This window comes from Streptomyces sp. 142MFCol3.1 (genome assembly GCF_000424945.1).
GTDB lineage: Bacteria > Actinomycetota > Actinomycetes > Streptomycetales > Streptomycetaceae > Streptomyces > Streptomyces siamensis.
Genome location: NZ_AUKV01000012.1, coordinates 69,078 through 94,410 on the forward strand (window position 1 = coordinate 69,078; position 25,333 = coordinate 94,410).

General features: G+C 72.0%; 20 protein-coding genes. 2 read left to right on the top strand and 18 right to left on the bottom strand.

Annotation, left to right across the window (positions count from 1 at the left end):
• From H305_RS0119010 to H305_RS54880, 18 genes are all read right to left on the bottom strand, one after another.
• Complete coding sequence (locus tag H305_RS0119010) at nucleotides 1–849, bottom strand: TatD family hydrolase (protein WP_028801774.1); 849 nt, start codon at nucleotides 847–849, stop codon at nucleotides 1–3.
• Nucleotides 849–1,595, bottom strand: a complete 747-nt coding sequence (locus H305_RS46425; protein WP_051370733.1) for an EboA domain-containing protein — start codon at nucleotides 1,593–1,595, stop codon at nucleotides 849–851. Before H305_RS46425 ends, H305_RS0119010 begins: the two co-directional genes overlap by 1 nt.
• Nucleotides 1,592–2,503 carry a sugar phosphate isomerase/epimerase family protein gene (locus tag H305_RS0119020; protein ID WP_028801775.1) on the bottom strand — a complete coding sequence of 304 codons (912 nt, stop codon included), beginning with the start codon at nucleotides 2,501–2,503 and terminating at the stop codon, nucleotides 1,592–1,594. The genes H305_RS46425 and H305_RS0119020 overlap by 4 nt, the downstream gene beginning before the upstream one ends.
• Nucleotides 2,500–3,732, bottom strand: a complete 1,233-nt coding sequence (locus tag H305_RS0119025; RefSeq protein WP_037764522.1) for a UbiA family prenyltransferase — start codon at nucleotides 3,730–3,732, stop codon at nucleotides 2,500–2,502. The genes H305_RS0119020 and H305_RS0119025 overlap by 4 nt, the downstream gene beginning before the upstream one ends.
• A gap of 434 nt (nucleotides 3,733–4,166) precedes the next feature.
• Complete coding sequence (locus H305_RS46430; RefSeq protein WP_051370735.1) at nucleotides 4,167–5,297, bottom strand: inositol-3-phosphate synthase; 1,131 nt, start codon at nucleotides 5,295–5,297, stop codon at nucleotides 4,167–4,169.
• A 128-nt stretch (nucleotides 5,298–5,425) separates the two neighbouring features.
• Nucleotides 5,426–6,784, bottom strand: coding sequence for a ThuA domain-containing protein (locus H305_RS0119035; RefSeq protein WP_028801777.1), 1,359 nt, complete (start codon nucleotides 6,782–6,784; stop codon nucleotides 5,426–5,428).
• A gap of 17 nt (nucleotides 6,785–6,801) precedes the next feature.
• Nucleotides 6,802–9,309 (bottom strand): PQQ-dependent sugar dehydrogenase, encoded by a 2,508-nt coding sequence (locus tag H305_RS0119040; RefSeq protein ID WP_028801778.1) that lies wholly within the window; start codon nucleotides 9,307–9,309, stop codon nucleotides 6,802–6,804.
• 509 nt (nucleotides 9,310–9,818) lie between these two features.
• Entirely contained in the window at nucleotides 9,819–10,823 is a 1,005-nt protein-coding gene (locus H305_RS0119045) for a sugar phosphate isomerase/epimerase family protein (RefSeq protein ID WP_028801779.1), read from the bottom strand.
• A gap of 14 nt (nucleotides 10,824–10,837) precedes the next feature.
• Nucleotides 10,838–12,055 (bottom strand): Gfo/Idh/MocA family protein, encoded by a 1,218-nt coding sequence (locus tag H305_RS0119050; protein WP_028801780.1) that lies wholly within the window; start codon nucleotides 12,053–12,055, stop codon nucleotides 10,838–10,840.
• Nucleotides 12,056–12,134: 79 nt separating this feature from the next.
• Entirely contained in the window at nucleotides 12,135–13,184 is a 1,050-nt protein-coding gene (locus H305_RS0119055) for a substrate-binding domain-containing protein (RefSeq protein WP_028801781.1), read from the bottom strand.
• Between the two features lie 20 nt (nucleotides 13,185–13,204).
• Nucleotides 13,205–14,227: an ABC transporter permease gene (locus H305_RS0119060; protein WP_028801782.1), complete on the bottom strand. Its 1,023-nt coding sequence runs from the start codon at nucleotides 14,225–14,227 to the stop codon at nucleotides 13,205–13,207.
• Nucleotides 14,224–15,735, bottom strand: a complete 1,512-nt coding sequence (locus H305_RS0119065; protein WP_028801783.1) for a sugar ABC transporter ATP-binding protein — start codon at nucleotides 15,733–15,735, stop codon at nucleotides 14,224–14,226. Before H305_RS0119065 ends, H305_RS0119060 begins: the two co-directional genes overlap by 4 nt.
• A gap of 146 nt (nucleotides 15,736–15,881) precedes the next feature.
• On the bottom strand, nucleotides 15,882–17,063 hold the full coding sequence (locus H305_RS0119070; protein WP_028801784.1) for an ROK family transcriptional regulator: 1,182 nt from the start codon (nucleotides 17,061–17,063) through the stop codon (nucleotides 15,882–15,884).
• Nucleotides 17,064–17,868: 805 nt separating this feature from the next.
• Complete coding sequence (locus H305_RS0119075) at nucleotides 17,869–18,543, bottom strand: GntR family transcriptional regulator (protein WP_028801785.1); 675 nt, start codon at nucleotides 18,541–18,543, stop codon at nucleotides 17,869–17,871.
• Between the two features lie 187 nt (nucleotides 18,544–18,730).
• Nucleotides 18,731–19,669 (bottom strand): beta-ketoacyl-ACP synthase III, encoded by a 939-nt coding sequence (locus H305_RS0119080; RefSeq protein ID WP_028801786.1) that lies wholly within the window; start codon nucleotides 19,667–19,669, stop codon nucleotides 18,731–18,733.
• Nucleotides 19,670–19,885: 216 nt separating this feature from the next.
• Entirely contained in the window at nucleotides 19,886–20,023 is a 138-nt protein-coding gene (locus H305_RS54045) for an MFS transporter small subunit (RefSeq protein ID WP_199791429.1), read from the bottom strand.
• Nucleotides 19,989–21,323 (bottom strand): OFA family MFS transporter, encoded by a 1,335-nt coding sequence (locus H305_RS0119090; RefSeq protein ID WP_028801787.1) that lies wholly within the window; start codon nucleotides 21,321–21,323, stop codon nucleotides 19,989–19,991. The genes H305_RS54045 and H305_RS0119090 overlap by 35 nt, the downstream gene beginning before the upstream one ends.
• A gap of 412 nt (nucleotides 21,324–21,735) precedes the next feature.
• The gene (locus H305_RS54880; protein ID WP_234020960.1) at nucleotides 21,736–22,128 is read right to left on the bottom strand and encodes a hypothetical protein; all 393 of its coding nucleotides are present in this window, start codon (nucleotides 22,126–22,128) and stop codon (nucleotides 21,736–21,738) included.
• Between the two features lie 317 nt (nucleotides 22,129–22,445).
• Here H305_RS54880 and H305_RS0119100 point away from each other — a divergent pair, with 317 nt between their 5' ends.
• Together H305_RS0119100 and H305_RS0119105 are read left to right on the top strand one after the other, a co-directional pair.
• Nucleotides 22,446–23,417: a 2-dehydropantoate 2-reductase gene (locus H305_RS0119100; protein ID WP_028801789.1), complete on the top strand. Its 972-nt coding sequence runs from the start codon at nucleotides 22,446–22,448 to the stop codon at nucleotides 23,415–23,417.
• Complete coding sequence (locus H305_RS0119105; protein WP_028801790.1) at nucleotides 23,414–25,333, top strand: molybdopterin oxidoreductase family protein; 1,920 nt, start codon at nucleotides 23,414–23,416, stop codon at nucleotides 25,331–25,333. Before H305_RS0119100 ends, H305_RS0119105 begins: the two co-directional genes overlap by 4 nt.

Genomic DNA, 25,333 nt, shown 5'->3' on the forward strand with positions numbered 1-25,333 from the left:
TCACTCCCCGCCGCGGAGGATGGAGTTGCCTTCGTGGGTGGCTTCCGCGGCGGTCACGTCGAGGGACAGCCGCCGGCTGAGCCCGTAGAAGGCGACCGGGTTGCGCCACAGCACGCGATCCACGTCGTCGTCGTCGAATCCGGCCCGCAGCAGGGCCTCGCCGACCCGGCGGGTCTTGAGGGGGTCGCTTCTCCCCCAGTCCGCGGCCGAGTTGACGAGCACCTTCTCCGGGCCGTAGGCGCGCAGGACGGCGACCATCCGTTCCTCGTCCATCTTGGTGTCGGGATAGACGGAGAAGCCCAGCCAGCAGCCGCTGTCCTTGGCCTCCTTGACGGTGGTCTCGTTGAGGTGGTCGACGAGGACCCGGTCCACCGGCAGGGCGGACTCGCGGACGGCGTCCAGGGTGCGGCGCAGGCCGGCCAGCTTGTCGCGGTGCGGGGTGTGGACGAGTGCGGGCAGCTCGTGGTCGGCGGCGAGCTGGAGCTGTGCCGCGAGCGCGGTGTCCTCCGCCGGGGTCATCGAGTCGTAGCCGATCTCGCCCACGGCCACGACCTGGTCCTTGACGAGATACCGGGGCAGTTCGTCGAGGACGGGGACGCAGCGGGGGTCGTTCGCCTCTTTGGGGTTGAGGGCGATGGTGCAGTGATGGGCGATGCCGTACTGCGCAGCGCGGAAGGGCTCCCAGCCGAGGAGCGAGTCGAAGTAGTCGAGGAAGGAGGCCGGTGAGGTGCGGGGCTGGCCGAGCCAGAAGGCGGGCTCGACCACGGCGCGGACACCCGCCGCGTGCATCGCCTCGTAGTCGTCGGTGGTCCGTGACGTCATGTGGATATGGGGGTCGAAGATGCGCATCAGGACTCCTTGCCGGACGTGTCGGCCGCACCGGAGGCGCCGGGGCCTCGGGACGTGCCGGTGGGGGTTGCCGTGGGCTCGGTCAGGGCCAGGACGCGGTACAGGTCTTCGGGCACGGGACGGCCCGCGGCGGTGCGTTCGTCGGCGTAGTCGCCGAGCATGCGGGCCAGTTCGGCGTCGGCGCGGGCACGCCGGGGCAGGTCCGCGACCTCGTCGACGGGTACGCCGGTGAACAGGCACTTGAGGACGGCGTGGCGCCAGTGGTGTGCGGGCAGGTGCCGGGCGGCGTACGGACCGACGGCCGCCGCGAGCAGCCGGGTGTCGTTGGTACGCAGGGCGTCCTCGACGAGCGGCAGCGCGTCGGGGCCGTCCACCAGATGGGGCAGCACGTGCAGGACGGCGAGGCGTTCGGCGGCGGTGCCCTGCCGGTAGACGCGCGTGAGGGCGTCCGGGTCGGCGCGGGCCGCGTACAGCAGGAGCACGCGGGCGTCGTCCGAGTGCTCGGGCCCGCACCGGCGTCCGGCCTCCGCTATCCGCAGCTCCCAGGTGGAGATGGGGCCGTGGGTGCCGGGGTGGTCCGCGGCTTCGGCGAGGGCGCGGTCGAACCAGGCGCGGGCGTCCGGGCGCAGGCGGCTGTCGAGGCGGGCGTGCAGGGCCGTCAGAGCGGCGGGGGCACCTCGCCCCGGGCGGGCGTCCTGGGCGTGCGGGCCGGGCCGGCCGTCCTGGTTGCGGTTCGGGTGGTTCACGGGGTTCTCCCTTCGGGGCTCTCGGGGATCGCCCGGGCCGCGCGGTGGAGGAACGGGAGGGACTGTGCGGCGAAGTGCGGGCCCGCGTGGGAGTGGCGGGGCAGTTCGACGACGGTCAGGGCCCGGTAGCCGGTGGCGGCCAGTGCTTCGAGCACGGGCGGGAAGTCGATCTCCCCGTCGCCGAAGGGGAGGTGTTCATGGATGCCGCGGCGCATGTCCTCGATCTGGACGTGGCGCAGCCACGGGGCGGCGGCGCGCACGCAGTCGGCGGGTGGGAGGGGTTCGAGGCACTGGCAGTGGCCGATGTCGAGGGTGAGTCCGAGGGCGGCCGGGTCGCCGAGCGCCTCACGCAGCCGGTGGAAGTCGGCGAGGGAGGAGAGCAGATGGCCGGGTTCGGGTTCGACGGCGAGCGGAACGCCCGCGCGGGTGGCCGTCTCGACGACGGGTGCGAGCGCCTCGGCGAGACGCTTCCAGGCGGTCTCCTCGTCCGTGCCGGACGGGGTGATGCCGCTGAAGCAGTGCACGGCGTGGGCGCCGAGGTCCGCGGCGACGCGCACCGCCCGGAGGAGCAGGTCGACCCGGCGCGCCCGGTCGCCCGGGTCCGGGTCGAGGAGCGAGGGTCCGTGTTTGCGCCGTGGGTCGAGGACGTAGCGCGCGCCGGTCTCCACGGTGACGGACAGACCGCGCGCCGCGAGGGTGCGGGCCACGCGCGCCGTGCGGGCGGCCAGGTCCGGGGCGAGCGGGTCGAGGTGCATGTGGTCGAGGGTCAGGCCCACGCCGTCGTAGCCCAGGTCGGCGAGGAGTGCGAGGGCGTCGTCGAGACGGAGGTCGGCGAGGCCGTTGGTGCCGTAGCCGAAGCGGAGGGCAGGGGCGGCGGGGGTGTCGGCCGGGCCGGGGCTCGATGTCATGTGACGCTCACCTTCCTCGCGAACCTGCGGGCCGCCGGTGCGAGGGCGGCGGTCAGCAGAGCGGTGACGGGCGCGCCCGCGCGGGCGGCGAGGGTGGCCTGAAGCGGGATCATGGCGCGGATGCCCCCGCCGACGGCTCGTTGGACGAGCGGGGGTGAAGGGTTCAGGGCGGCGTGGAAGAGGGGACGGGCCGACGTCGCCGCGTAGGCGAGGGCGAGGGCCGTGCGCAGGGTGTCCGTCGGGGCGGACACAGCTCCTGGGGGCGAAGGCGTCGACCCCGCCGGATCCTGGCCACTGCCTGCCCGTCCCGCACCGGGAGCCGGGCGGCTCGTCAGGCTCCAGGCCAGCGCGCCCGTCGTGGCCAGCGCGGCCAGCGGTGCCACCGGCGAGCCGCCTTGTGTCTCCCCGCGGGACACCGTCGTCACGGCGAGCGTGTGCGTGGCCAGGGCGAGGGCGGAGGGGACGGCGCGCCGGGCCGCGGTGGCGTGGCGGTCGCCGGCGCCGTGCGTGACGCGGGCCGTCCGGCCGGGCGGGGGGCCTCCACGGCCCCCGCGGTCGGCTGGGCCGACGGGACCGGACGGTCCGGTTCGTCCGGCTGGCCCGGCTGATCCGGCTGACCCGGCTGACCCGGCTGACCCGGCTAGCCCGGCTGATCCGGCCAGTTGCCTCAGTCCAGCCAGCACGGTCAGTCCGGTTCGTCCAGCGGGCCCGGTCAGTCCGGTTCGTCCAGCGGGCCCGGTCAGTCCGGTTCGTCCAGCGGGGCCGGTCAGTCCGGCGGGTCCGGTCGGTCCGGCGGTGGCCGACGCCCCGAGGAGGACGTCCAGTCCGCGGGCGGCGGCCATCGCGGCAGGCCCGGCGGGGGTGTGTTTGAGGAAGAGGTCGTAGGCCCAGACGGTGGCCGCGAGCGGAGCGGCGACCGCGAGGGAGGGACGGCCCGCGCGGGACGCCAGGGCGAGGCCCGCGGCCGTCAGGGCTCCCGCCGCCGCGAGTGCCGCGGCCGGGCGTACGCGGCCGGAGGGCAGCGGGCGGTGCGGGCGTTCCACGGCGTCCTCGGCACGGTCGGCCCAGTCGTTGAGGGCCATGCCCGCCTCGTACAGGCAGACCGAGGAGCCGATGGCGAGCAGGGTGCGGGAGTTCGGGCGGGCGCCGATGGCAGCGGCGCCCGCGAGGGCGTCACCGGGGACCGTGAACAGGGCGGGCAGGCGCAGCAGTTCGGCCCAGGCACGCACTCGCGCGCGCCTGCTCGGCCGCACCTTGGCGGGCCCTCTCGACCGGGTTCCGCCGGGCCACGTGCCCGCACCTGCCTCTCGGCCGACTCCTGCGCCTCGGCCGTCTCCTGCCCGTCGGCCGACTCCTGCCCCTCGGTCGTCCCCAGCCGAGCGGCTGCGCCCGGCCGACCGGGACCCGCCCGCCGACCGGGACGCCTCTCCCGACCGGGACCCGCCAGCCGACCGGGACGCCTCTCCCGTCCCGGACTCACCTGCCGACGGCGACTCGCCTGCCGACCGGGACCCCTGTTCCGGTGGGCCGTCGCCTGCCGCCCGGCTGTACTCGGCCGGCCGGGCTCCTTCGCCCCGCTGAGCCTCCTCGCCCGACCGAGGACCCTCGCTCCCGGCCGACGGATGGCGTCGGGGCGAGCGTCGTGTTCCGAGTGCGCGGAGGTTCACCGGGTCTCCTCGGAGAGCGGACGGAGGCGGGTTGCGAGGCCGGCAAGGGCCGCGTACTGCTCGCCCAGGGACGAAGGGCCGTCACCGACCGGGTCCTTGAAGTAGAAGCCGAGTTCGCTCAGCGGACCGGAGAGGCCGGCCTCGTGCGCGCGGGCCGTGATACGGGCCAGGTCGAGGACCAGGGGCGCCGCGAGCGCCGAGTCGCAGCCCTGCCAGGTGGTCTGGAGGACCATCCGGGTGCCGAGGAAGCCGTCGAAAGCGATGTGGTCCCAGGCTGTCTTCCAGTCACCGAGGACGGGGACGTCGTCGATGTGGGTCTCGCCGGCGGGGGCCGCGCCGAGGGTGTCCGCGAGCACCCGCTCCTTGCCGGCGTTCTTCGCGGCGGCGGCGGCCGGGTCGGCGAGGGCCGCTCCGTCGCCTCCGCCCAGGAGGTTCGTGCCGGACCAGGCGCGGACCGACAGCGCGCGCTGGGCGAACATCGGGCCGAGCACCGAGCGCAGCAGCGTCTGGCCGGTCTTGCCGTCACGGCCCGCGTACGGCAGTCCGCTGGACTCGGCCGGCGCCGTCAGCGCCGGGTGGTGCAGGCCGGTGGAGGGGGTGAAGTTCACATACGGGCAGCCGGCCCGCAGGGCTGCCGCCGCGTACAGCGAGCTCGGCGGCATGGCACCCGGCCGGGCGGGCTCCGTGGAGGCCACGTTCACCACGACCGCCCGGTCCAGGCCGCGGCGGCGGACGAAGTCCCGCATGTCCGTGGCGAAGGCGTCGATGAGCTCGTCCGGTGCGCGGGTGTCACCGGGGGTGGGGCCGCCCGGGCGGATCTCCCGGTCGGCGGCCTCCAGTTCGGCGGCGATCGCCGCGGGCAGGCCGTGCGGGAGCACACCTCCGGCGGCGAGGACCTCCGCCCGCTTCGGGAGCGGACAGTCCACCGTGTCGTGGCCGCCGAAGACCAGGGACGACAGGGCGGCCAGGCCGCTGCCGGTGAAGACGTCGGTCTCGGTGACCATGCCCGTGGGGGCGTGCAGGCCGGCGGTCACGGCGGCGCAGCCCGCGATGACGGTGGTGGCGACGGAGCCGCGAGCTCCGACCAGCCACACCCCCACCCGTGGGGCGGAAAGGGACACGGACATGGGCAGCCTCCTTGTCGTACGTCAGCCGGAAGAAGCCGGAGATCCCGGGGACGGACAGGGCCGGGAGGACCGGTAGGTGCGGATGGGGGACGGCGGGCGGGAGTACGGCGTCTCCCGCCCGCCGCCGCTCAGTCGCCCGGTGAAGCCCCTTGTGCGGGGGACTTCGTGGGCAGTTCCTTGATCCGTACGTCACGGAAGGACACCTGGTCGTCGGCTCCGTGGTTCTGGATGCCGACGTGTCCGTCTCGCAGGCTCCGTACGGGATCGGTGTTGGTGAAATCGTTGATCTTGACGCCGTTGAGCCAGACCCGGAGCCGTTCGCCCTCGACGCGGATCTCGTACGTGTTCCACTCCCCCGGCGGGTTCAGCGCACGGTCGCGCTTGCCGAGATCGGCGGACTGGAAGCTGTACACAGCCCCGGTGGTGCGGTCGGGAGCGTCGGTCGCGTCGATCTGGACCTCGTAGCCGTTGTCGACGGCAGACCACGGGTCGTCGGAGGCGGGGAAGCCCACGAAGACACCGGAGTTGTCGTCCCCGGCCACCTTCCAGTCCAGCTTCAGCGAGTAGGACCGGAACGCGGACCCGGCGTACCAGAGCATCCCCAGCCCACCGGACGACGTGAGCGTGCCGTCGTCCGAGAGGGAGAAGGAGCCCGGTCCCGCCTGTCTCCACGACGACAGGGAGTCGGCCGTGCCGTCGAAGAGCGGCCGGTAGCCGTTCTCCGGACGGCAGTCGGCCTGCGCGGCGCCGATGGCGTAGCGGATTCCGCCCAGCAGGTGGTGGCGGAAGGCGGGTTCGGCGTACGACTCCTTGGTGTGACCGCCGCCGGTGTAGAAGGCGCGGCCGCCCTGGTACTCCTGGCACCAGGCGATCGGATGGTCGCCGTTCATCGTGCCGCCGGTGTACGACGACTCGTCGAGCGAGGCCAGGACGTGCGCCCGATCGCGCGGATCCGAGCGGTAGTTGTACCACTCGTCGGTGCGGTCCCAGGCCCGCGGCAGCTCCGAGGTGGCCGGGTGTGCCCGGTCCTCGACGTTCACCGTCGCCGGCTGGATCGCCGGGTGCGACTGGAAGTAGGCGCCGGCGAGGCCGCCGTAGAAGGCCCAGTCGTACTCGGTGTCGGCGGCCGCGTGGATGCCCACGTAGCCGCCACCCTTCTTGATGTACTTCTCGAAGGCGCTCTGCTGGGGGCCGTCGAGGACGTCACCCGTGGTGGACAGGAACACCACGGCGTCGTACCGGGCGAGGTTGCGGGTAGTGAAGGCTCCCGCGTCCTCGGTGGCGTCGACGGCGAAGCCGCCCTCCGTGCCCAGTTCGCGTACGGCCGCGATCCCCTCGGGGATCGAGTCGTGCCGGAAGCCCGCCGTCTTGGAGAAGACGAGGACTCGTTTCCCGTCCGCGCCCTTGGACGCGGCGGGTCCCGACACACAGCCGATCAGCAGGGCTGCGGCGGCGCCCGCGGTCAGCATCCGTGCGGATGCGCGCATGAACGTCACCCCTTCCGTCAGCTCGTCGTGAAGGTGAAGTCGTCCACGTCGTAGAGCGCGCCGGTGCCGCTCCCCTTGAAGACGAGGTACAGCGTGGTCGTGCCGCGCGGTGCGCCCGCGAGGTTCGCGGTGACGTCCTGGAAGGTGTCCCAGCTGCCGGTCACGGGCACGGTCGCGCTGCCCAGGAGCCGGCCGGTCGGGGAGCCCGCGCGGACCTGCAGGGTGCCGCCGGATCCGGCGGACGAGACACGTGCCGTGATCTTGGCGGCGTTGTCGAGGACGTACGGGGTGAAGGAGATCCAGTCGCCGTTGTTTATGTCGCCGACCGTGCGGCCGCCGTGGGCGCTGGTCTTCGACTGGAGGGTGACACCGGAGAAGTCGTTGTAGTGCTCGGCCTGACGGTGCCTGGGCTGGAGCACGTTGCGGTCGTGGGTGGTCAGCGGGGCCTGGCCGCCGCCTCCGCCGTCGGTGTACTCGGCGTCGAGGACTCCGAAGATGTTGGCGTCGTCGTCATGGCCGCCGTCGGCGCTGGTCTGGAGGGTGCCGGAGCAGCCGTTCGCCGAGGTGAGCGGGTGGCCGTGGCTGTCGTGGCCGAGGATGAAGGTGACCTTCACCTTCGAGCAGTCGATCGTGGTGCCGTCCTCGGGGTCGGTGACCTTCACCTTGAACGGCACGGGGTCGCCGAAGCTGAACAGCTGGCCGTCGCGGGGCAGTTCCACCGTCACCTTGGGCGCGGTGTTGCCGACGACGATCTGCACGCTCGCGCTTCCGGTACGTCCGCCCGGGTCCTTGGCGGTCACGGTCGCCGTGTAGGTGCCGTTCTTCGTGTACTTGTGCGTCGGGTTCGCGGCGGTGGACTTGCCGCCGTCGCCGAAGTCCCAGCTGTAGGTCAGGGCGTCGCCGTCGGCGTCGGTCGAACCGGCCGAGGAGAAGCTCACCTTGAGCTTGGCCTGGCCGGAGGTGCGGTCGGCCGCGGCCTGCGCCACGGGTGAGTGTCCGTCGGTGGCGTTCTCTATTCGGTAGAGGCCCGAGTTCTCGTCGCCGCCGAACCAGGCGGTGCCGTAGTCCAGGACGTACAGGGCGCCGTCGGGTCCGAACGCCATGTCCATCACCTGGGTGCCGGTCCACGGGACGGAGTTGATGGACTGCACGGTGCCGCTGCCGTCCTCGACGATCCGCTTGATCCAGCGGCGGCCGAACTCTCCGGCGAAGAAGTTGCCGTCGTAGGCCTCGGGGAACTTCACGGGCGAGTCGAGCGAGGCGTCGTAGTGGTAGACCGGGCCGCCCATCGGGGACTCCGAGCCGCTGCCGAACTCCGGGACGGACGCGCCGTCGTACGGGATCCAGGCGGGCTGCGCCGGGGGCAGGTCGGTGAGGCCGGTGTTGTGGGGCGAGTTGTTCTTCGGTGCGGCGCAGTCGAACGTCGCGCCGGAGGCCTTGGTCCCGAAGTCGTAGTCGACGTAGGCGTCGTTCTTGCCGGTGCAGTAGGGCCAGCCGAAGTTGCCGGCCTCGGTGACCCTCGCGAACTCGACCTGTCCGCCGGGGCCGCGCGCCGGGTCGGCCGCGCCGGCGTCCGGGCCGTAGTCGCCGACGTAGACGATGCCCGTCTTCTTGTCGACGCTGAAGCGGAACGGGTTGCGGAAGCCCATCGCGTAGATCTCGGGGCGCGTCCTGTCCGTGCCCGGGGCGAAGAGATTGCCCTCGGGGATGGAGTAGGAGCCGTCGGCGTTCACCTTGATGCGCAGGATCTTGCCGCGCAGGTCATTGGTGTTGCCGGCCGAGCGCTGGGCGTCGAACGCCGGGTTGCGGTCGGCACGCTCGTCGATGGGCGTGAAGCCGTCCGACTGGAAGGGGTTGGAATCGTCGCCGGTCGACAGATAGAGGTTGCCGGCCGCGTCGAAGTCGATGTCGCCGCCGACGTGACAGCAGATGCCGCGGGAGGTCTGGACGTCGAGGATCTTCTTCTCGCTGGCCGCGTCGAGGGTTCCGTCGGTCTTGAGGACGAAGCGCGAGAGGCGGTTGACGCCGTCGAAGGGGGCGAAGTCCGCGGCCGTGCCGTTCTCCGGGGCGTCGCCCGCGGGAGTGTCCAGCGGCGGGGCGTAGTAGAGGTAGATGAAGCGGTTGTCGCTGAAGCCGGGGTCGATACCGACGCCCTGGAGGCCTTCCTCGTCGTGGGTGTACACGTCGAGCTTGCCCGCGATCTTCGTGTTGCCCGCCGCGTCGGTGAGGCGGAGTTCGCCGTCGCGCGAGGTGTGCAGGACGGAGCGGTCCGGGAGGACGGCGAGGGACATCGGTTCGCCGACCTCGGGCTCGCCCTTGGCGAGGGTGACTTGCTGGAAGTCCTCGGCGGCGGTCCCCGCGTCGGCGACGGCTGCGCCGGCCGGGGGTGTCGTGAGTGTGAGGGAGGCGGCGGCGAGGAGCGCGCCGCTCAGCAGGGCGAGCGTCCCGCGCAGTCTGGGACGCCTTGAGTGGCTCTCGTTCGCTCTGGTGCGTGTGTTCTTCCTGTTTCGGACGTTCGGGTGCACGAAATGCCTCCATGAAGGGGCCGGTCGTACGGGTGTGTGCGGGACGCCGGGGTGCGCCGTCACCCCGGAACTCTCTGGGCGGCCCCGTGCGGGGCCGGTCGGCCGGTCGCCGGTCCGTCGGGGTCCGGGTCGGGCCTGGCGTTCCGGTCCCTCGCGGGGCCAGAACGGTCTGCTCTTCTCCGGTCCGCGCGGGGCCGGTGCGGCCGTTCGCTCCGGCCCGTTCGGGCCGGAAGTCCTGGTCGTCCCCGGCCGGTCCGGCCCCGGGGACGAGCCTGCTCTTCCCGGTCCGCGCGGGCCGGTGCGATCGGCCGGGCCTGCCCGTGGTGGGCCGGTGCGGCCTGGTCACACCTCCCACCGTGGGCCGGTGCGGCCTGGTCACACCTTCCGTCGTGGGCCGGTGCGGCCTGGTCGCTCACAGCGGTCCGCCGCGGGCCGGTGCGAACCGGTCACGTCTGCCCGTGGCGGGCGGACGCGGCCTGGTCGTAGCGGCCCCGCGCGGGCCGGCGCGGCTAGTCGTTGCCGCCGAACGCCGCGTCGAACGAGGCCGACGGCGGCTCGAAGTCGTACGCCTTGAGGCGGGCCAGGGCTTCGGGTGCGCCCTGGAGCCGGTCCATTCCGGCGTCCTCCCACTCGACCGAGACGGGGCCGGTGTAGTCGATGGAGCGCAGCATCCGGAAGACGTCCTCCCAGGGGACGTCCCCGTGCCCGGCGGAGACGAAGTCCCAGCCGCGCCTCGGGTCTCCCCACGGCAGGTGCGAGCCGAGCCGGCCGTTGCGTCCGTCGAGCCGTTTGCGGGCCTCCTTGCAGTCGACGTGGTAGATCCGGTCGCGGAAGTCGTAGAGGAAGCCGACCGGGTCGAGGTCCTGCCACACGAAGTGGGACGGGTCGAAGTTCAGGCCGAAGGCCGGCCGGTTGCCGACGGCGGCCAGGGCCTTGTGGGTGGTCCAGTAGTCGTAGGCGATCTCGCTGGGGTGGACCTCGTGCGCGAAGCGCACGCCCTGTGCGTCGAACACGTCGAGGATGGGGTTCCAGCGGGCCGCGAAGTCCTCGTAGCCGCGCTCGATCATCGACTCGGGTGCGGGCGGGAACATGGCGACGAGGTGCCAGATCGCGGAGCCGGTGAAGCCGATCACGGTGTCGACGCCGAAGGCGGAGGCCGCCCGGGCGGTGTCGGCCATCTCGGCCGCGGCCCGCTGCCGCACGCCCTCGGGTTCACCGTCGCCCCAGATCCGGGCGGGCAGGATGGCCTGGTGGCGTTCGTCGATGATGGCGTCGCAGACGGCCTGGCCGACGAGGTGGTTGGAGACCGCCCAGCACTTCAGGCCGTACTTGTCGAGGAGCGCGTGCCGGGAGTCGATGTACGCCGGGTCCGTGAGGGCCTTGTCCACCTCGAAGTGATCTCCCCAGCAGGCGAGTTCGAGACCGTCGTAGCCGAAGTCGCGGGCGAGTCGGCAGACTTCTTCGAGCGGCAGGTCCGCCCACTGACCGGTGAAGAGCGTGAACGTGCGCGGCATGACCGGGGGCCTCCTCAGACCGCGATGGATGTGTAGACGGAGTTCTTCTCGGCGCTCTCCTCCACCGCCGCGAGCACGCGCTGCACCTGCAGCCCGTCGGCGAAGGACGGGACCGGGGGACGGCCCGCGGCGATGGCGTGCACGAGGTCGCGGGCCTGGTGCACGAACGTGTGCTCGTAGCCGAGACCGTGACCGGGCGGCCACCAGGCGTCCAGGTAGGGGTGTTCGGGTTCGGTGACGAGGATGCGGCGGAAGCCCGCGTGGGTGCCGGGTTCGGTGTGGTCGTGGTACGAGAGTTCGTTGAGCCGTTCCAGATCGAAGGCCAAGGAGCCGTGCTCCCCGTTGAGTTCGATGCGCAGGGAGTTCTTGCGCCCGGTGGCGAAGCGGGACGCCTCGAAGGAGGCGAGGGCGCCGGAGGCGAAGCGCGCGGTGAACAGGGCGGCGTCGTCGACGGTGACGGTGCCCACGCCGCCCGTCTCCGTCACGGCGGCCAGTCCGCTCGACGCCGCGACCGGCAGCGGCCGCTGCCGTACGAAGGTCTCGGTGAGCGCGGAGACCCCGACGAGCGGCTCCCCCGCGAGGTACTGGGCGAGGTCCACGATGTGCGCGCCCAGGTCGCCGAGCGCCCCCGAACCGGCGTACTCCTTGCGCAGTCGCCAGGTGAGCGGGAACTCCGGGTCCACGAGCCAGTCCTGAAGGTACGTCACCCGGACGTGCCGCAGGGCGCCGAGCCGTCCCTCGGCGACCATGGAGCGGGCCAGCGAAGTGGCTGGCACCCGGCGGTAGTTGAAGCCGACCATGGACATCTGGCCGCGCTCGCGGGCCTCGGCCGCGGCGGCGGCCATCGTCTCGGCCTCCTCGACGGTGTTGGCGAGGGGCTTCTCGCAGAGCACGTGCTTGCCGGCGGCGAGTGCGGCGACGGCGATCTCGGCGTGGCTGTCGCCGGGGGTGCAGATGTCGACGAGGTCTACGTCGTCACGGGCGATCAGGGCGCGCCAGTCGGTCTCGGCCGCCGCCCAGCCGTGCCGGTCCGCCATGGCCCGCACGGCCTGCCCGTCACGGCCGCACACGGCGGCGAGGACCGGGCGGCGCGGCAGGTCGAAGACACGGCCCACGGTGCGCCAGCCCTGTGAGTGGGCTGCGCCCATGAACGCGTATCCGACCATGCCGACGCCCAGGGCCGGTTTTCCGGACCCGGTGCCTGCCTCGTCGGGCTCGTGCGGCTGTCCCATGCGGATGTCCTCCTCGTCGTCGTGGCGCGGTGGGGGGTGGGGGCCCGGCCCGGGGGCCGGGCCCGTGGTGCGGGGCGCCTCACTTGAAGCCGGTGGCCATGTACTGCTCGACGTTGTCCTTGTCGACGACGGCCGAGTAGAGCGTGAGCGAGGCGGGGATCTCGAACTCGGCGAGGCCGCCGATGCCCTTGGCCTGGCCGAGCGCGCGGGCGAGGTCGATCGCGGAGGCGGCCATGGTCGGCGGGTACAGGACGGTGGCCTTCAGCACGCTGTTGTCCGCGTCGATGGCCTGGAAGGCGGAGAGCGCCCCGGCTCCGCCGACCATGAGGAAGTCGTCGCGTCCGGCCTGCTTGATGGCGCGCAGTGCGCCCACGCCCTGGTCGTCGTCGTGGTTCCACAGGGCGTCGAACTTGGACTGGGCCTGGAGGAGCTGGGCCATCTTGGCCTGCCCGGACTCGACGGTGAACTCGGCGGCCTGCCGGGCGACCTTCTTGATGTTCGGGTAGTTCTTGAGGGCGGCGTCGAAGCCCTGGGTGCGCTGCTTGGTCAGTTCCAGGTTGTCGAGCCCGGCGAGCTCGATGACGCGGGCGTCCTTCTTGTCCTTGAGCTTCTCGCCGATGTAGTGGCCGGCGTTGAGGCCCATGCCGTAGTTGTCGCCGCCGATCCAGCAGCGGTACGCCTGCGGGGAGTTGAAGATCCGGTCGAGGTTGATGACGGGGATGCCCGCCCGCATCGCCTTGAGGCCGACCTGGGTGAGGGCCTTGCCGTCGGCGGGCAGGACGACCAGGACGTCGACCTTTTTGTTGATCAGTGTCTCGATCTGCCCGATCTGCGCGGCGGTGTCGTTGGAGCCCTCGGTGATCTCCAGGGTGACGTCCGAGTACTTCTTCGCCCGGCTCTTGGCGTTGTCGTTGATGGCGTTGAGCCAGCCGTGGTCGGCCTGCGGGCCGGCGAAGCCGATGGTGACGTGCTTGCCGGGCTTGTCGTCGGCGGCCGGCTGGCTGTTCGCGGCGGGCTTCTCGTCCTTGGTGTCGTTGCTGGTGCAACCGACGAGGAGGGCACCGGCCGAGGCGGCGGCGGTCCCGAAGAGAAGTCCTCTGCGGCTGGTGTGCCGGGTGGGTTCTGGCATGGCGGTGGACCCTTCTCGTGTCAGGTCGTGCTGGCTGTGCGCCGCTGGACCAGGACCGCGGCGACGATGATCGCGCCCTTGGCGATCTGCTGGACGTCGCTCTGGAGGTTGTTCAGCGCGAAGATGTTGGTGATCGTCGTGAAGATCAGCACGCCGAGCACGGAGCCGGTGATGGTGCCTCGGCCTCCGCTCAGCAGCGTGCCGCCGATGATCGCGGCCGCGATGGCGTCGAGTTCGTAGAGGTTGCCGTTGGTGTTCTGGCCGGATCCGGACAGGATGATCAGCAGGAACGCGGCGATGCCGCAGCACAGTCCGGACAGCAGGTAGAGGTACAGGCGCTGGCGTCGTACGTCGATGCCGGCGAGCCGTGCCGCCTCCGCGTTGCCGCCGACGGCGACCGTGCGGCGCCCGAAGGTGGTGCGGTTGAGGATCAGCCAGCCGATGACGGTGACCACGGCGAAGACCAGCACCAGCGGAGGTATGCCGAGCACGTACGAGTCGCGCTCGCCGAGTTTCAGGATCCCGTCGATGGTGACGATCTGCGTCTTGCCGTCCGTGATCTGGAGGGCCAGACCGCGTGCCGAGGCGAGCATGGCGAGCGTCGCGATGAAGGGAACCATCGCGCCGTAGGCGATGAGCAGTCCGTTGACCAGACCGCAGCCGACGCCGACGAGCACCGCGGTGAACAGGACGCCGGCGAAACCGTACTCCTGGGTGGCGACGGTCGTCGCCCAGACCGAGGAGAGCGCGACGATCGCGCCGACCGACAGGTCGATGCCGCCGGAGGTGATCACGAAGGTCATGCCGACGGTGACGACGCCGATCACGGAGGCCTGGGTGAGGACGAGCTGGAGATTGCGGGTGTCGAGGAACTCGTCGGGCTTCGTGATGCCGCCGATGACGATCAGGGCGGCGAGCACGCCGAGGAGCGAGAGGGTGCGGACGTCGGCGCGGGCCGCGAGGGTCCGCCATGATGCGATGCCGTCCGGCGGCGATGTCTTCAGGGTTTCACCGGGCCGGGGCGGTGACGCGGGCTGCGTCATGATGTCCCTTCCATGACGAGGTCGAGTACGCGGTGTTCGTCGAGCTCCTGGGCGGGCGCCGTGTGCACGACGCGTCCCTCGCGGAGCACCAGCACACGGTCGGCGAGTCCCAGGACCTCGGGTACTTCGCTGGAGACCAGCAGGACGGCGAGGCCTTCGTCGGCGAGCCGGCGGATGACGGCGTACAGCTCGGCGCGGGCTCCGACGTCGACTCCCCGGGTGGGTTCGTCCAGCAGCAGCACTCGGCAGCCGCGCAGCAGCCAGCGCGCCAGGACCGCCTTCTGCTGGTTGCCGCCCGAGAGGGTCCGTACCGGCACCGAGGGGTTGTCGGGGCGCAGCGACAGTTCACGGGTCGCCGCCCGGGCCGCGCCGCGCTCGGCACGCCGGTCGATCCAGCCGCCGTGTGCGAAGCGGGACATCGAGGAGACCGAGACGTTGCGGGTGACGGACTCCAGCATCAGCAGGGCCTGTGCCTTGCGCTCCTCGGGGGCGAGACCGAGTCCGGCCCGGACGGCCGCGCGCACGCTGCCGGGGCGCAGGGGCCGTCCGTCGACGCTGATCCGGCCGGCCGTCGGCTTGCGGGCGCCGTAGATCGTCTCCAGGATCTCGGAGCGTCCGGAGCCGACGAGGCCGGCCAGGCCGACGATCTCGCCGGGGCGCAGATCGAGGTCGAGTGACTCGAACTCCCCTTCGCGGGCCAGCCCTTGGACCGCGAGGACGGGGTCGCCCGGGGGCCGCGTGGAGGGCCGGTCGGGGAAGACGTACTCGACGTTGCGGCCCGTCATCAGGGCCACGACCTCACTGGTCGGGGTCGACTTGGCGGGCAGTCCGCCGGCCACGGCACGCCCGTCCTTCAGGACGGTCACGCGGTCGCCGATGCGGCGGATCTCCTCCAGGCGGTGCGAGATGTAGACGACGGCGACGCCTTCCGCGGTCAGGTCGCCGACGATGCGGAAGAGGTTGTCGACCTCGTCGGGGTCGAGCGCGGCGGACGGTTCGTCCATGACGATGAGCCGTACGTCGTGGGACAGGGCCCGCGCCATGGAGACGATCTGCTGCTGTGCCGCCGACAACTCGCCGACCAGCCGCCCCGGATCGATCTCCGGGTGGCCGAGTCGCCTGAGCAGTGCGGCCGTCGACGTCCGCGCCGCCTTTCCCCGTACGACGAAGCCGGCGCTGGTGGGTTCGTGTCCGAGGTGGACGTTCTCGGCCACCGACAGGCCTTCCACCAGGTCGAGTTCCTGGTAGATGGTGGCGATGCCGAGGCGCATGGCCGCGATCGGGGACTTGAGGGTGACGGGTGCGCCGCGCCAGCCGATGGTGCCGTCGTCGGGCTGGTGGGCGCCTGCCAGCACCTTGATGAGCGTGGACTTCCCGGCACCGTTCTGGCCGAGCAGGCAGTGCACTTCGCCGGCCTGGACGTCGAGGTCGACTCCGTCGAGGGCCCGGACTCCGGGGAACGACTTGGTGATGCCGGACATGGTGAGCAGCGGTGGTTCTGGTGCCATGACGGTTCCCCTCGGCGGGCGTGCGGACCGGTTTCAGGGCGTGACGTGCGCGGGCAAGCGCTTTCAGGCAGGGCAGAGCGAAGCAGGGCGCTGTACTGGTGACACGTGCCGATGGTGCGGCGGGTGATGCGTGCTGGTGTGGTGGGCTACGCGGGTGAGAACAGGTGGTCGCTGATGAGCCGGGCCGCGCCGATGACTCCGGCGGTGGGCCCCAACTCCCCGAGAACGATGGGGAGGTTGCCGGTCGCGAGGGGCAGCGACTGGCGGTAGACCTGGGTGCGGATCGCGGCGAGCAGGGTGTGGCCGAGGCCCGTCACCCCGCCGCCGATCACCACCAGGCCCGGGTTGAAGAAGCTGACCAGGCCGGCGATGACCTGGCCGGTGCGGTTGCCGCCCTCGCGGATCAGGTCGAGCGCGGTGGCGTCGCCCGCGGCGGCCGCGGCGGCGACGTCGACGGCGCTCAGGGCGCCGTTCGCCTCCAGTCGTGCGGCGAGCTCCGCCGAGAGACCCTGTTGGGCCGCCTCGACGGCGTCGCGGGCGAGCGCGGCGCCGCTGAAGTGTGCCTCCAGACAACCGCGGTTGCCGCAGGCGCACGGACGGCCGTCGGGTACGGCCTGGATGTGGCCGATGTCGCCGGCGCTGCCCGTCGCACCGCGGTGGACCTCGCCGCCGACGACGATGCCGCAGCCGATGCCGGTACCGATCTTGACGCAGAGGAAGTCGCCCACGGAGCGTGCGACGCCCGCGTGCTGCTCTCCCATGGCCATCAGGTTCACGTCGTTGTCGACCATGACCGGGCAGCCGAGTTCCTGACTGAGCGCCTCGCGGACCGGGAAGCCGTCCCAGCCGGGCATGATCGGCGGGGCGACCGGGACACCCTCGGGGAAACGGACCGGTCCGGGGACGCCGATGCCGGCGCCGTCGAACCCTTCCGCGAGCCCCGACGCGCGCAACTTGGCCGCCATGGACAGGACCTGCTCGAAGACCGCGACCGGGCCCTCGCGGACGTCCATGGGCTGGTTGATGTGGCCCAGGACCTCCAGCTCGGCATTGGTGACGGCCACGTCGATCGAGGTGGCGCCGATGTCGACGCCGAGGAAGCGCAGTGCCGGTGCGAGCCGGATGTTGTGGGAGCGGCGGCCACCGCGGGATGCGGCGAGTCCGTCGGCCACCACGAGCCCGGTCTCCAGGAGCCGTTCCACCTCGACGGCCAGCTTCGACCGGGAGAGGTCGATCTGATCCCCCAGCTGGGCACGGGAGTTGGGCCCTCCGTCACGCAGCAGGCGCAACAGGCGGGCCTGGTGCGCATTGGCAGGTCGTGCCGTCATACGTCTCACGAGCCCCTCCCCGCCTCAATCGGCCTGCGTCCGTCGCGTTCCGGCCAACTTCGCCGGTCTCGCTTTCGAGGGGAACGTAGCAGTGGCTGCCGGGAGTGGGAAGAAGTCGCGCACGAATTGCTCTCAACTTTCTCCACTGACAGGACAAAGCGAGGGCTGCCGACGGCGCAAGCGCGCCCCCTGGCCGGCACCGGGGGGTGCCTGACAGGGGGTGTTCAAGATAAATCTGCCTGCTGGCTGGGGTGTTGAGGGCGACCTGGACGTCACGGCCGGGACGAGGGCGACGCAGCGCGGAACGTCTTCGAGGTGGCGGCACCGGACCGCACGGGCGGGAGCCGGGGCGCGCCGGCGGTCTTCAACGGGGCGGCCGCGTACAGATGTCGGGGCGGCCGGACGGATCGGAGCCGGATGCCGCGGGGACGGGAGCCCGGTGTCGCGCCGATGAGCGCTGGGCGCGGGAGCGAGCCGCCTTCCGGGCGGCGGGCCATCACCGCCCGCACCGTGCGGACCACGGCCGTCCGCCGCGCAAGCCATCACCTCGCCGGTGGCGTAGGGCCGTCGGAGCCGGACAGGCGGGAGCCGGCCGCCACACGAGCCCCACCTCGACAGCGACGTACGGCCGTCGCAGCCGGACGGACGGGAGCCGGCCGCCACACGAGCCCCACCTCGACAGCGACGTACGGCCGTCGGGGCCGCGTGGGCCGCAGGCGCGGCCGGGCGGCGCGGCCGTCCCGAGGGCGCGGACCTCGCCCCGGCGGCGCCGAGCGGCTGGCCAGGGGCTTCCGGGCGGGCGGAGCTACTTCTCCCGCTCGTGGTACGTCTTGCGCGTGTGCTCCGTGTGCGCGCGCATGACCTGAGTGGCGCGCGGCTCGTCGCGGTCCGCGATCGCCGCGATGAGGTCACGGTGCTCGATCCAGGACTGGCGGCCGCGCTGCCGGGCGACCGGCGTGTAGTACCAGCGGACGCGCCGGTCGACCTGCGCGGCCAGCTCGGCGAGGACGGTGTTGCCGGCGAGCTCCATCACCTTCGCGTGGAAACGGGCGTTCATCGCGACCGCGCCGTCCACGTCGTCCGCGGAGACCGCACGCTCGCCCTCGGCGCACAGCTCCTCCAGGGCGGCGATACCGGCGCTGCCGGCGTTGGCGGCGGCGAGGCGGGCCGCCTCGGCCTCCAGCAGCGTACGCACGGTGAGGAGTTGGTCGGCCTCCTCCTCCGTCGGCTCGTGCACGAACGCGCCCTGGGCGGGGCGCAGGTCGACCCACCCCTCGGTGTTCAGCCGCTGCAGCGCCTCGCGCACCGGCTGGCGGGAGACCCCGAGGTGCCCCGCGAGTTCGCTCTCGACCAGGTGCTGGCCCGGCTGGAGGGCACGGGTGGTGATGAGTTCGAGCAGCGCCTCGTAGACGCGGTCGCGCAACGGGCCGGGCCGTTCCAGCTTGGGCACGGACCCTTGCGGCAGTCCCGTCGACAACATCGCGGTCCCCCTCCTGAGGCAGCGGCGGGTGCGGCAGCCGAAAGCCGGTGTCACCGGTCGGCCGGAGCGGCTCGGGAGCCGACGCCACCGGAAAGCCAGTATGAATTGTCTTTCGTCTACAGTCTACGGCGCACAATGGCCAGGGAGAACGGGAGTCGGACTCGTCACACCGGGGTGTACATGCACGTCAGGGGCAGCGCACGACCTGCCCGGCGTACGAAAGGTTTCCGCCGAACCCGAAGAGCAGAACCGGATCCCCGCTGCGGATCTCGCCGCGTTCGACGAGCTTGGAGAAGGCGAGCGGGATGCTCGCGGCGGATGTGTTGCCGGATTCGGTGACGTCGCGTGCCACGACCGCGTTGACGGCGCCGATCTTCTCGGCGAGGGGCTCGATGATGCGCAGGTTCGCCTGGTGCAGGACGACTCCGGCGAGGTCCTGCGGGGCGAGACCGGCCCGCTCGCACGCCTTCCGGGCGATCGGCGGCAGCTGGGTGGTGGCCCAGCGGTAGACGCTCTGTCCCTCCTGGGCGAACCGGGCGGGCGTGCCCTCGATGCGTACCGCGTGCCCCATCTCGGGCACCGATCCCCACAGTACGGGCCCGATGCCGCCCTCGTCGGAGGCCTCGACGACCGCGGCACCGGCACCGTCCCCGACCAGCACGCACGTCGTACGGTCGGTCCAGTCCGTCACGTCGGTCATCTTGTCGGCGCCGATGACCAGCGCCCGGGTCGCGGCACCGGCGCGCACGGCGTGGTCGGCGGTGGCGAGGGCATGCGTGAAGCCGGCGCAGACGACGTTCACGTCCATGGCGGCCGGGGACGGCACGCCGAGGCGCGCGGCGACGCGGGCCGCCATGTTCGGGGAGCGGTCGACGGCCGTGGACGTGGCCACGAGGACCAGGTCGATGTCGCCGGGGGTCAGGCCGGCCGACGCGAGCGCCTTGGCCGCGGCGTGCGCCGCCAGCTCGTCGACCGGTTCGTCGGGGCCCGCGACATGGCGGGTGCGGATGCCCACCCGGCTCCTGATCCACTCGTCGCTGGTGTCGACCATGCCCGCCAGGTCCTCGTTGGTGAGCACCTTGGCGGGCTGGTAGTGGCCGACGGCGGCGATCCGTGAGCCGTTCATGAGTGGTCCCCCTCGTGCCTTGGGTAGCGGGATCCACCAGTCTGATCAGTGACTCACGGGTACGAGGGCAGGTGATGCCACAGGAATGCGGCGCCAGGCTTGTCGGCTTCTGTCAGCACTCCCCGCACGGCGTCGGTGCCGACAGCCCCGCCCCCGGTGCACCGGGCGGAGCCGACGGCACCGCACCGGGTCGCCGGGCAGAAGGGAGCCCGGCGGTCATCCCGTGAACAGCTGGGTCGCCTTCTGGGTCAGTTCGTACAGTCCGTAGCCGAACGGGATTCCCACCCACAGCCAGGCCAGGGCGATCAGCGCGCGGCGGCTAGGCGGACTGCTGGGGCTGGACGGAGTCGTCATCGGCGGCCTCCCTCGGTGCGGGGATGTGATGGCGGGCGTGTACGGGGCGGACCAGCTCGTTGGCGACGAAGCCGACGGCCAGCAGCCCGATCATGATCAGGAACGAGGTGCCGTAGAGCGAGGAGCCGTGCTTGCCGGCCTCCTCCTGGCGGTCCGCGATCCAGTTGACGATCAGCGGGCCGAGGACGCCCGCCGTGGACCACGCGGTGAGCAGCCGGCCGTGGATCGCGCCGACCTGGTAGGTGCCGAAGAGATCCTTCAGATAGGCCGGGACGGTCGCGAAGCCGCCGCCGTAGAAGGAGAGGATCACCAGGGCGCAGAGGATGAACAGCGGCTTAGACGAGTCCCCGAACCAGGCGATGAGCGCATACATCAACGCGCCCACGCCGAGGTAGACGCGGTAGATGTTCTTGCGCCCGATGAGGTCGGACGTCGAGGACCAGCCGATGCGGCCCGCCATGTTCGCCGCCGAGAGCAGCGCGACGAACCCCGCGGCCGCGGACGCGGACACCGGGGTGGACGTGTCCGCGAAGAAGTCCGTGATCATCGGGGCGGCCTTCTCCAGGATGCCGATGCCGGCGGTCACGTTCATGCACAGCACGAGCCACAGGCACCAGAACTGCGGGGTGCGCACCGCGTTGCGGGCCGAGACCTGCACGCCGTCGAGCGCGCTCGGACCGGACGCGGCGGGCTTCTCACCGGGCGGGACCCGCACCAGCAGCACGCCGAGCGACATGAAGACGGCGTACGTCAGCCCGTGCACGAGGAAGGCGAGCGCGATCCCGGAGGAGTCGGAGCCGAACGACTTGAGCATCTGCGTGGACCACGGCGAGGCGATCAGCGCGCCGCCGCCGAAGCCCATGATGGCGATGCCGGTGGCCATGCCGGGCCTGTCCGGGAACCACTTGATCAGGGTCGAGACGGGCGAGATGTAGCCGATGCCGAGGCCGATCCCGCCGACGAAGCCGTAGCCGAGCACGATCAGCCAGTACTGCTCGGTGGCGGCGCCCAGCGCCGAGATCAGGAACCCGGAGGAGAAGCAGACGAGGGCGACGGTCATGGCCCAGCGCGGCCCGTTGCGCTCGACGAGCGTGCCGCCGAACGCGGCCGACAGGCCGAGCATGACGATGCCGAGCTGGAAGGGCAGCGCGCTCTGGGTGCCGCTGAGGCCGAGCGCGGATTCGAGTGGCGGTTTGAAGACGCTCCAGGCGTACGCCTGGCCGATCGAGAGATGGACCGACAGTGCGGCCGGCGGGACGAGCCAGCGGCTCCAGCCGGGCGGTGCGACAGGGGGACTCATGATCCGGGACGATAGAAAGCGGTACCGGAGTTGGGAACCCGCGCGGCGTGAATCGGTCGACCGTATGCGGTGAGCGGTATGCCACGCGCGACGAGCGGTCGTCCGCGCCGGACGAACGGCTTCCGCCCGGCCGGATCCCGCCCCCTCGCTCCCCGCCAACGGGGGCCTTGTCACCGCCTGCGGAAGGTCACCGGCATGCCTCGCGGCGGACGCCGGCCCACGATGGACGCCGCCTCGCGGTGGACGTCGGTTCCCCGATTCCGGGACGAAGTGCCCTTGAGGGGCGGCCCCGAGCGGGGACGGCCCGCGTCCGGCGCTGCGGGGTGTCCGCTCCGCCCACCGGCGGGATGCCTCGTGACCCGGCGGCGCCGCCCGCGCCGTCGCAGGCGGATGCGCGCGGCAAGGCGGCGGCTCAGCTGGGACGGAAGACCTGGGCCGGCCCCTGAGCGGTGCCGATCACTTCCGGTTGGGTCCTGCTCGTCGGCTCGTAGCGCGTCCCGAGGACGGTGATCCCGTCGCGCACGACCGTGAGGGGCAGCGGTCGCGTACGGCCGTCGGCGGGACCGCCGACGAAGGTGACCAGCACGGTGATCGAAGCGGGGTCCATGGAGGGTTGCGCCTCGGGCGTCTTCACCGGCACGCGGGGGAAGGGGCTCGTGGCGTCGTGGGCCCCCGCGGTCGCGGCGTCGCGCGGCACCGGGCTCGCGACGTCACCATCGGTGGCGCCGACCCGGGCGCCCGCGGCACCGCATCCCGTCACGGCCAGGAGCACCGCGACGCTTCCAAGGGCCCTCAGTGATCGCACCCGCACAGTGTGCCGTCGGCGGCGCCCGGCACCAAGCAATGTGACGATCTTGAGATGTCGGGCGGGTTCCGCACCCCGCGCCGCCCCAGGGCGAAGGCGCCACCGTCCCGGTGAGGGCCCGGAAAGTCCCGATCGGCTCGCCACGGCACCGCGCGCCGCCCGAACCAGGCCCGGCCGCACCGCCCTTGGCCCCTCGGCCAAGTCCTGCCCAGGTGCTGCGCGAAGTCTTGCTGCCCCAACCTCCATACTGTAGACAATATTTCGTCGACAGAGTTCGGCAGTTCCTCGGTACCCTCGACCGAACGGAGCGAGCCACCGTGAAAGTCGCAGTTCTCGGCGCCGGTGCGATCGGCGCCTACGTCGGCGCCGCGCTGCACCGTGCGGGCGCCGACGTGCATCTCATCGCCCGTGGACCGCACCTTGCGGCCATGAGGCAGCGCGGAGTCCAAGTCCTCAGCGCGCGTGGCGACTTCACCGCGCGCGCCCACGCCACCGACGACCCGGCCCGGGTGGGTCCGGTCGACTACGTCCTGCTGGGTCTGAAGGCGAACTCGTACGCGGCGTGCGGGCCGCTGATCGAGCCGCTGCTGCACGACACCACGGCGGTCATCGCCGCCCAGAACGGCATCCCCTGGTGGTACTTCCACCGGCACGGCGGCCCGCACGACGGCCACCGCGTCGAGAGCGTGGACCCCGGCGGCGCGGTCAGTGCGGTGCTCGCGCCCGAACGGGCCGTCGGCTGCGTGGTGTACGCGGCGACCGAACTGGCGGGCCCGGGCGTCGTACGCCACCTCGAAGGAACCCGGTTCTCCATCGGCGAGCCCGACCGGTCGGTCTCCGACCGGTGCACGGCGTTCAGCGAGGCCATGCAGGCGGGCGGTCTCAAGTGCCCCGTCGAGCCGGATCTGCGCAACGACATCTGGCTCAAGCTGCTGGGCAACATCTCCTTCAATCCGATCAGCGCACTGGCCCGCGCCACGATGCGGCAGATGTGCCTGCACGGCGGCACCCGCAAGGTCATCGAGATCATGATGACCGAGACGCTCGCGGTCGCCGAGGCCCTCGGCTGCAAGGTCGGCGTCTCCATCGAACGGCGCCTCGCCGGCGCCGAGCGGGTGGGCGACCACCGCACGTCCACGCTCCAGGACCTGGAGCGCGGCAAGCCGCTCGAACTCGACGTACTCCTCGCGGCCGTCGTCGAGTTGGCGGAGATCACCGACGTCCCGGTACCCACCCTCCGCACCGTCCACGCCATTTCGGACCTGCTCGCATTGAGGACCGCCGCATGAGGAAACGACAGCCGAAGACGTATGCCCGGCTCACGCATCCGCTGGTGCGGGACTCACGCGACGAGCCCTTCCGGCGGGCCACCTGGGACGAGGCGCTGACCCGCGCGGCCGCAGGGCTGGAGGCCGCGCGCGGTGCCTTCGGCATGTTCTCCTGCGCCCGCGCGACCAACGAGATGAACTATGTGGCGCAGAAGTTCGCCCGGGTCGTCATGGGCACGAACAACGTGGACTCCTGCAACCGCACCTGTCACGCCCCGAGCGTCGCAGGACTCTCGGCGGCCTTCGGCTCGGGCGGCGGGACGTCGTCGTACGAGGAGGTCGAGCACACCGACCTCATCGTGATGTGGGGCTCCAACGCACGGTTCGCGCACCCGATCTTCTTCCAGCACGTCCTGAGGGGGATCAGGAACGGCGCCCGCATGTACGCGGTCGACCCGCGCCGCACCTCGACCGCCGAGTGGGCGGAGAGCTGGCTCGGGCTGAACGTGGGCACGGACATCCCGATGGCGCACGCGATCGGCCGGGAGATCATCCACGCTGGCCTCGCCAACCGGGCGTTCGTCGAGCGGGCGACGAGCGGCTTCGAGGAGTACCGGCAGCTCGTCGAGCCCTGGACGCTGTCGCTCGCCGAGAAGGTGACCGGTGTACCGGCGCCGGCCATAAGGGAGTTGGCACACGCCTACGCCCGCGCCGAGCGTGCCCAGCTGTGCTGGACGCTCGGCATCACCGAGCACCACAACGGCACGGACAACGTACGCGCGCTGATCAACCTGTCGCTGCTGACCGGGCACGTGGGCCGGTACGGCTCCGGGCTCCAGCCGCTGCGTGGCCAGAACAACGTGCAGGGCGGCGGCGACATGGGCGCCATCCCCAACCGGCTGCCCGGCTTCCAGGACATCCTCGATCCGCCGACGCGGCTGAAGTTCGAGACCGCCTGGGACACCGTCATCCAGCCGCACTACGGGCTGAACCTGACGGAGATGTTCGAGGCGATGGAGGAGCGCACGCTCAGGGCCGTCTACTGCATCGGCGAGAACCCCGCGCAGTCGGAGGCCGACAGCGAACAGGCGGTGCGCCGGCTGAGCGCCCTCGACTTCCTCGTCGTCCAGGACATCTTCCTCACGAAGACGGCCCAGTTGGCGGACGTGGTGCTGCCCGCGACCGCCGGATGGGCGGAGACGGACGGCACGACCACCAACAGCGAGCGGCGGGTCCAGCGGGTCCGCGCGGCGGTCACCCCGCCCGGCGAGGCCCACGAGGACATCGACATCATCTGCGACCTCGCCGCCCGCCTCGGGCACGACTGGAAGTACGCCGACGCGGAGGCCGTCTGGAACGAGCTGCGGTCGGTGTCGCCGGACCACTACGGGATGACGTACGAGCGGCTGGCGGAGCACCAGGGAATCCAGTGGCCCTGCCCTGACGTCGCGCGGCTCGAACCGACGTATCTGCACGGACGGTTGTGGGAGTCCGACCCGGCCGACCGCGGGCGCCCGGCGCCGTTCGGGCTGGTGCAGCACGACCCGCCGGTGGACCTGACGGACGAGGAGTACCCGATCCGGCTCACCACCGGGCGCCGGCTCGACTCGTACAACACCGGTGTGCAGAGCGGTGGTTTCGCCTCGCCGCTGCGGCGCGGCGAGTACGTGGAGCTGTGCCCGGAGGACGCCGAGCGCTACGGCGTCGTGGTGGGCGAGGAGGTCCGGGTCTCCTCGCGCCGCGGGGCGGTGCTGGCACCGGTGTGGATCGACACCGCGCTGCGGCCCGGCCTCGCCTTCATGACCATGCATTTCCCCGACGAGGTGGACACCAACCAGCTGACGATCGAGGCGAACTGCCCGATCGCCGGCACCGCGGAGTTCAAGGCCTCGGCGATCCGGATCGAGAAGCTGCCGGCCCCGATTCAAGTGAGGTGA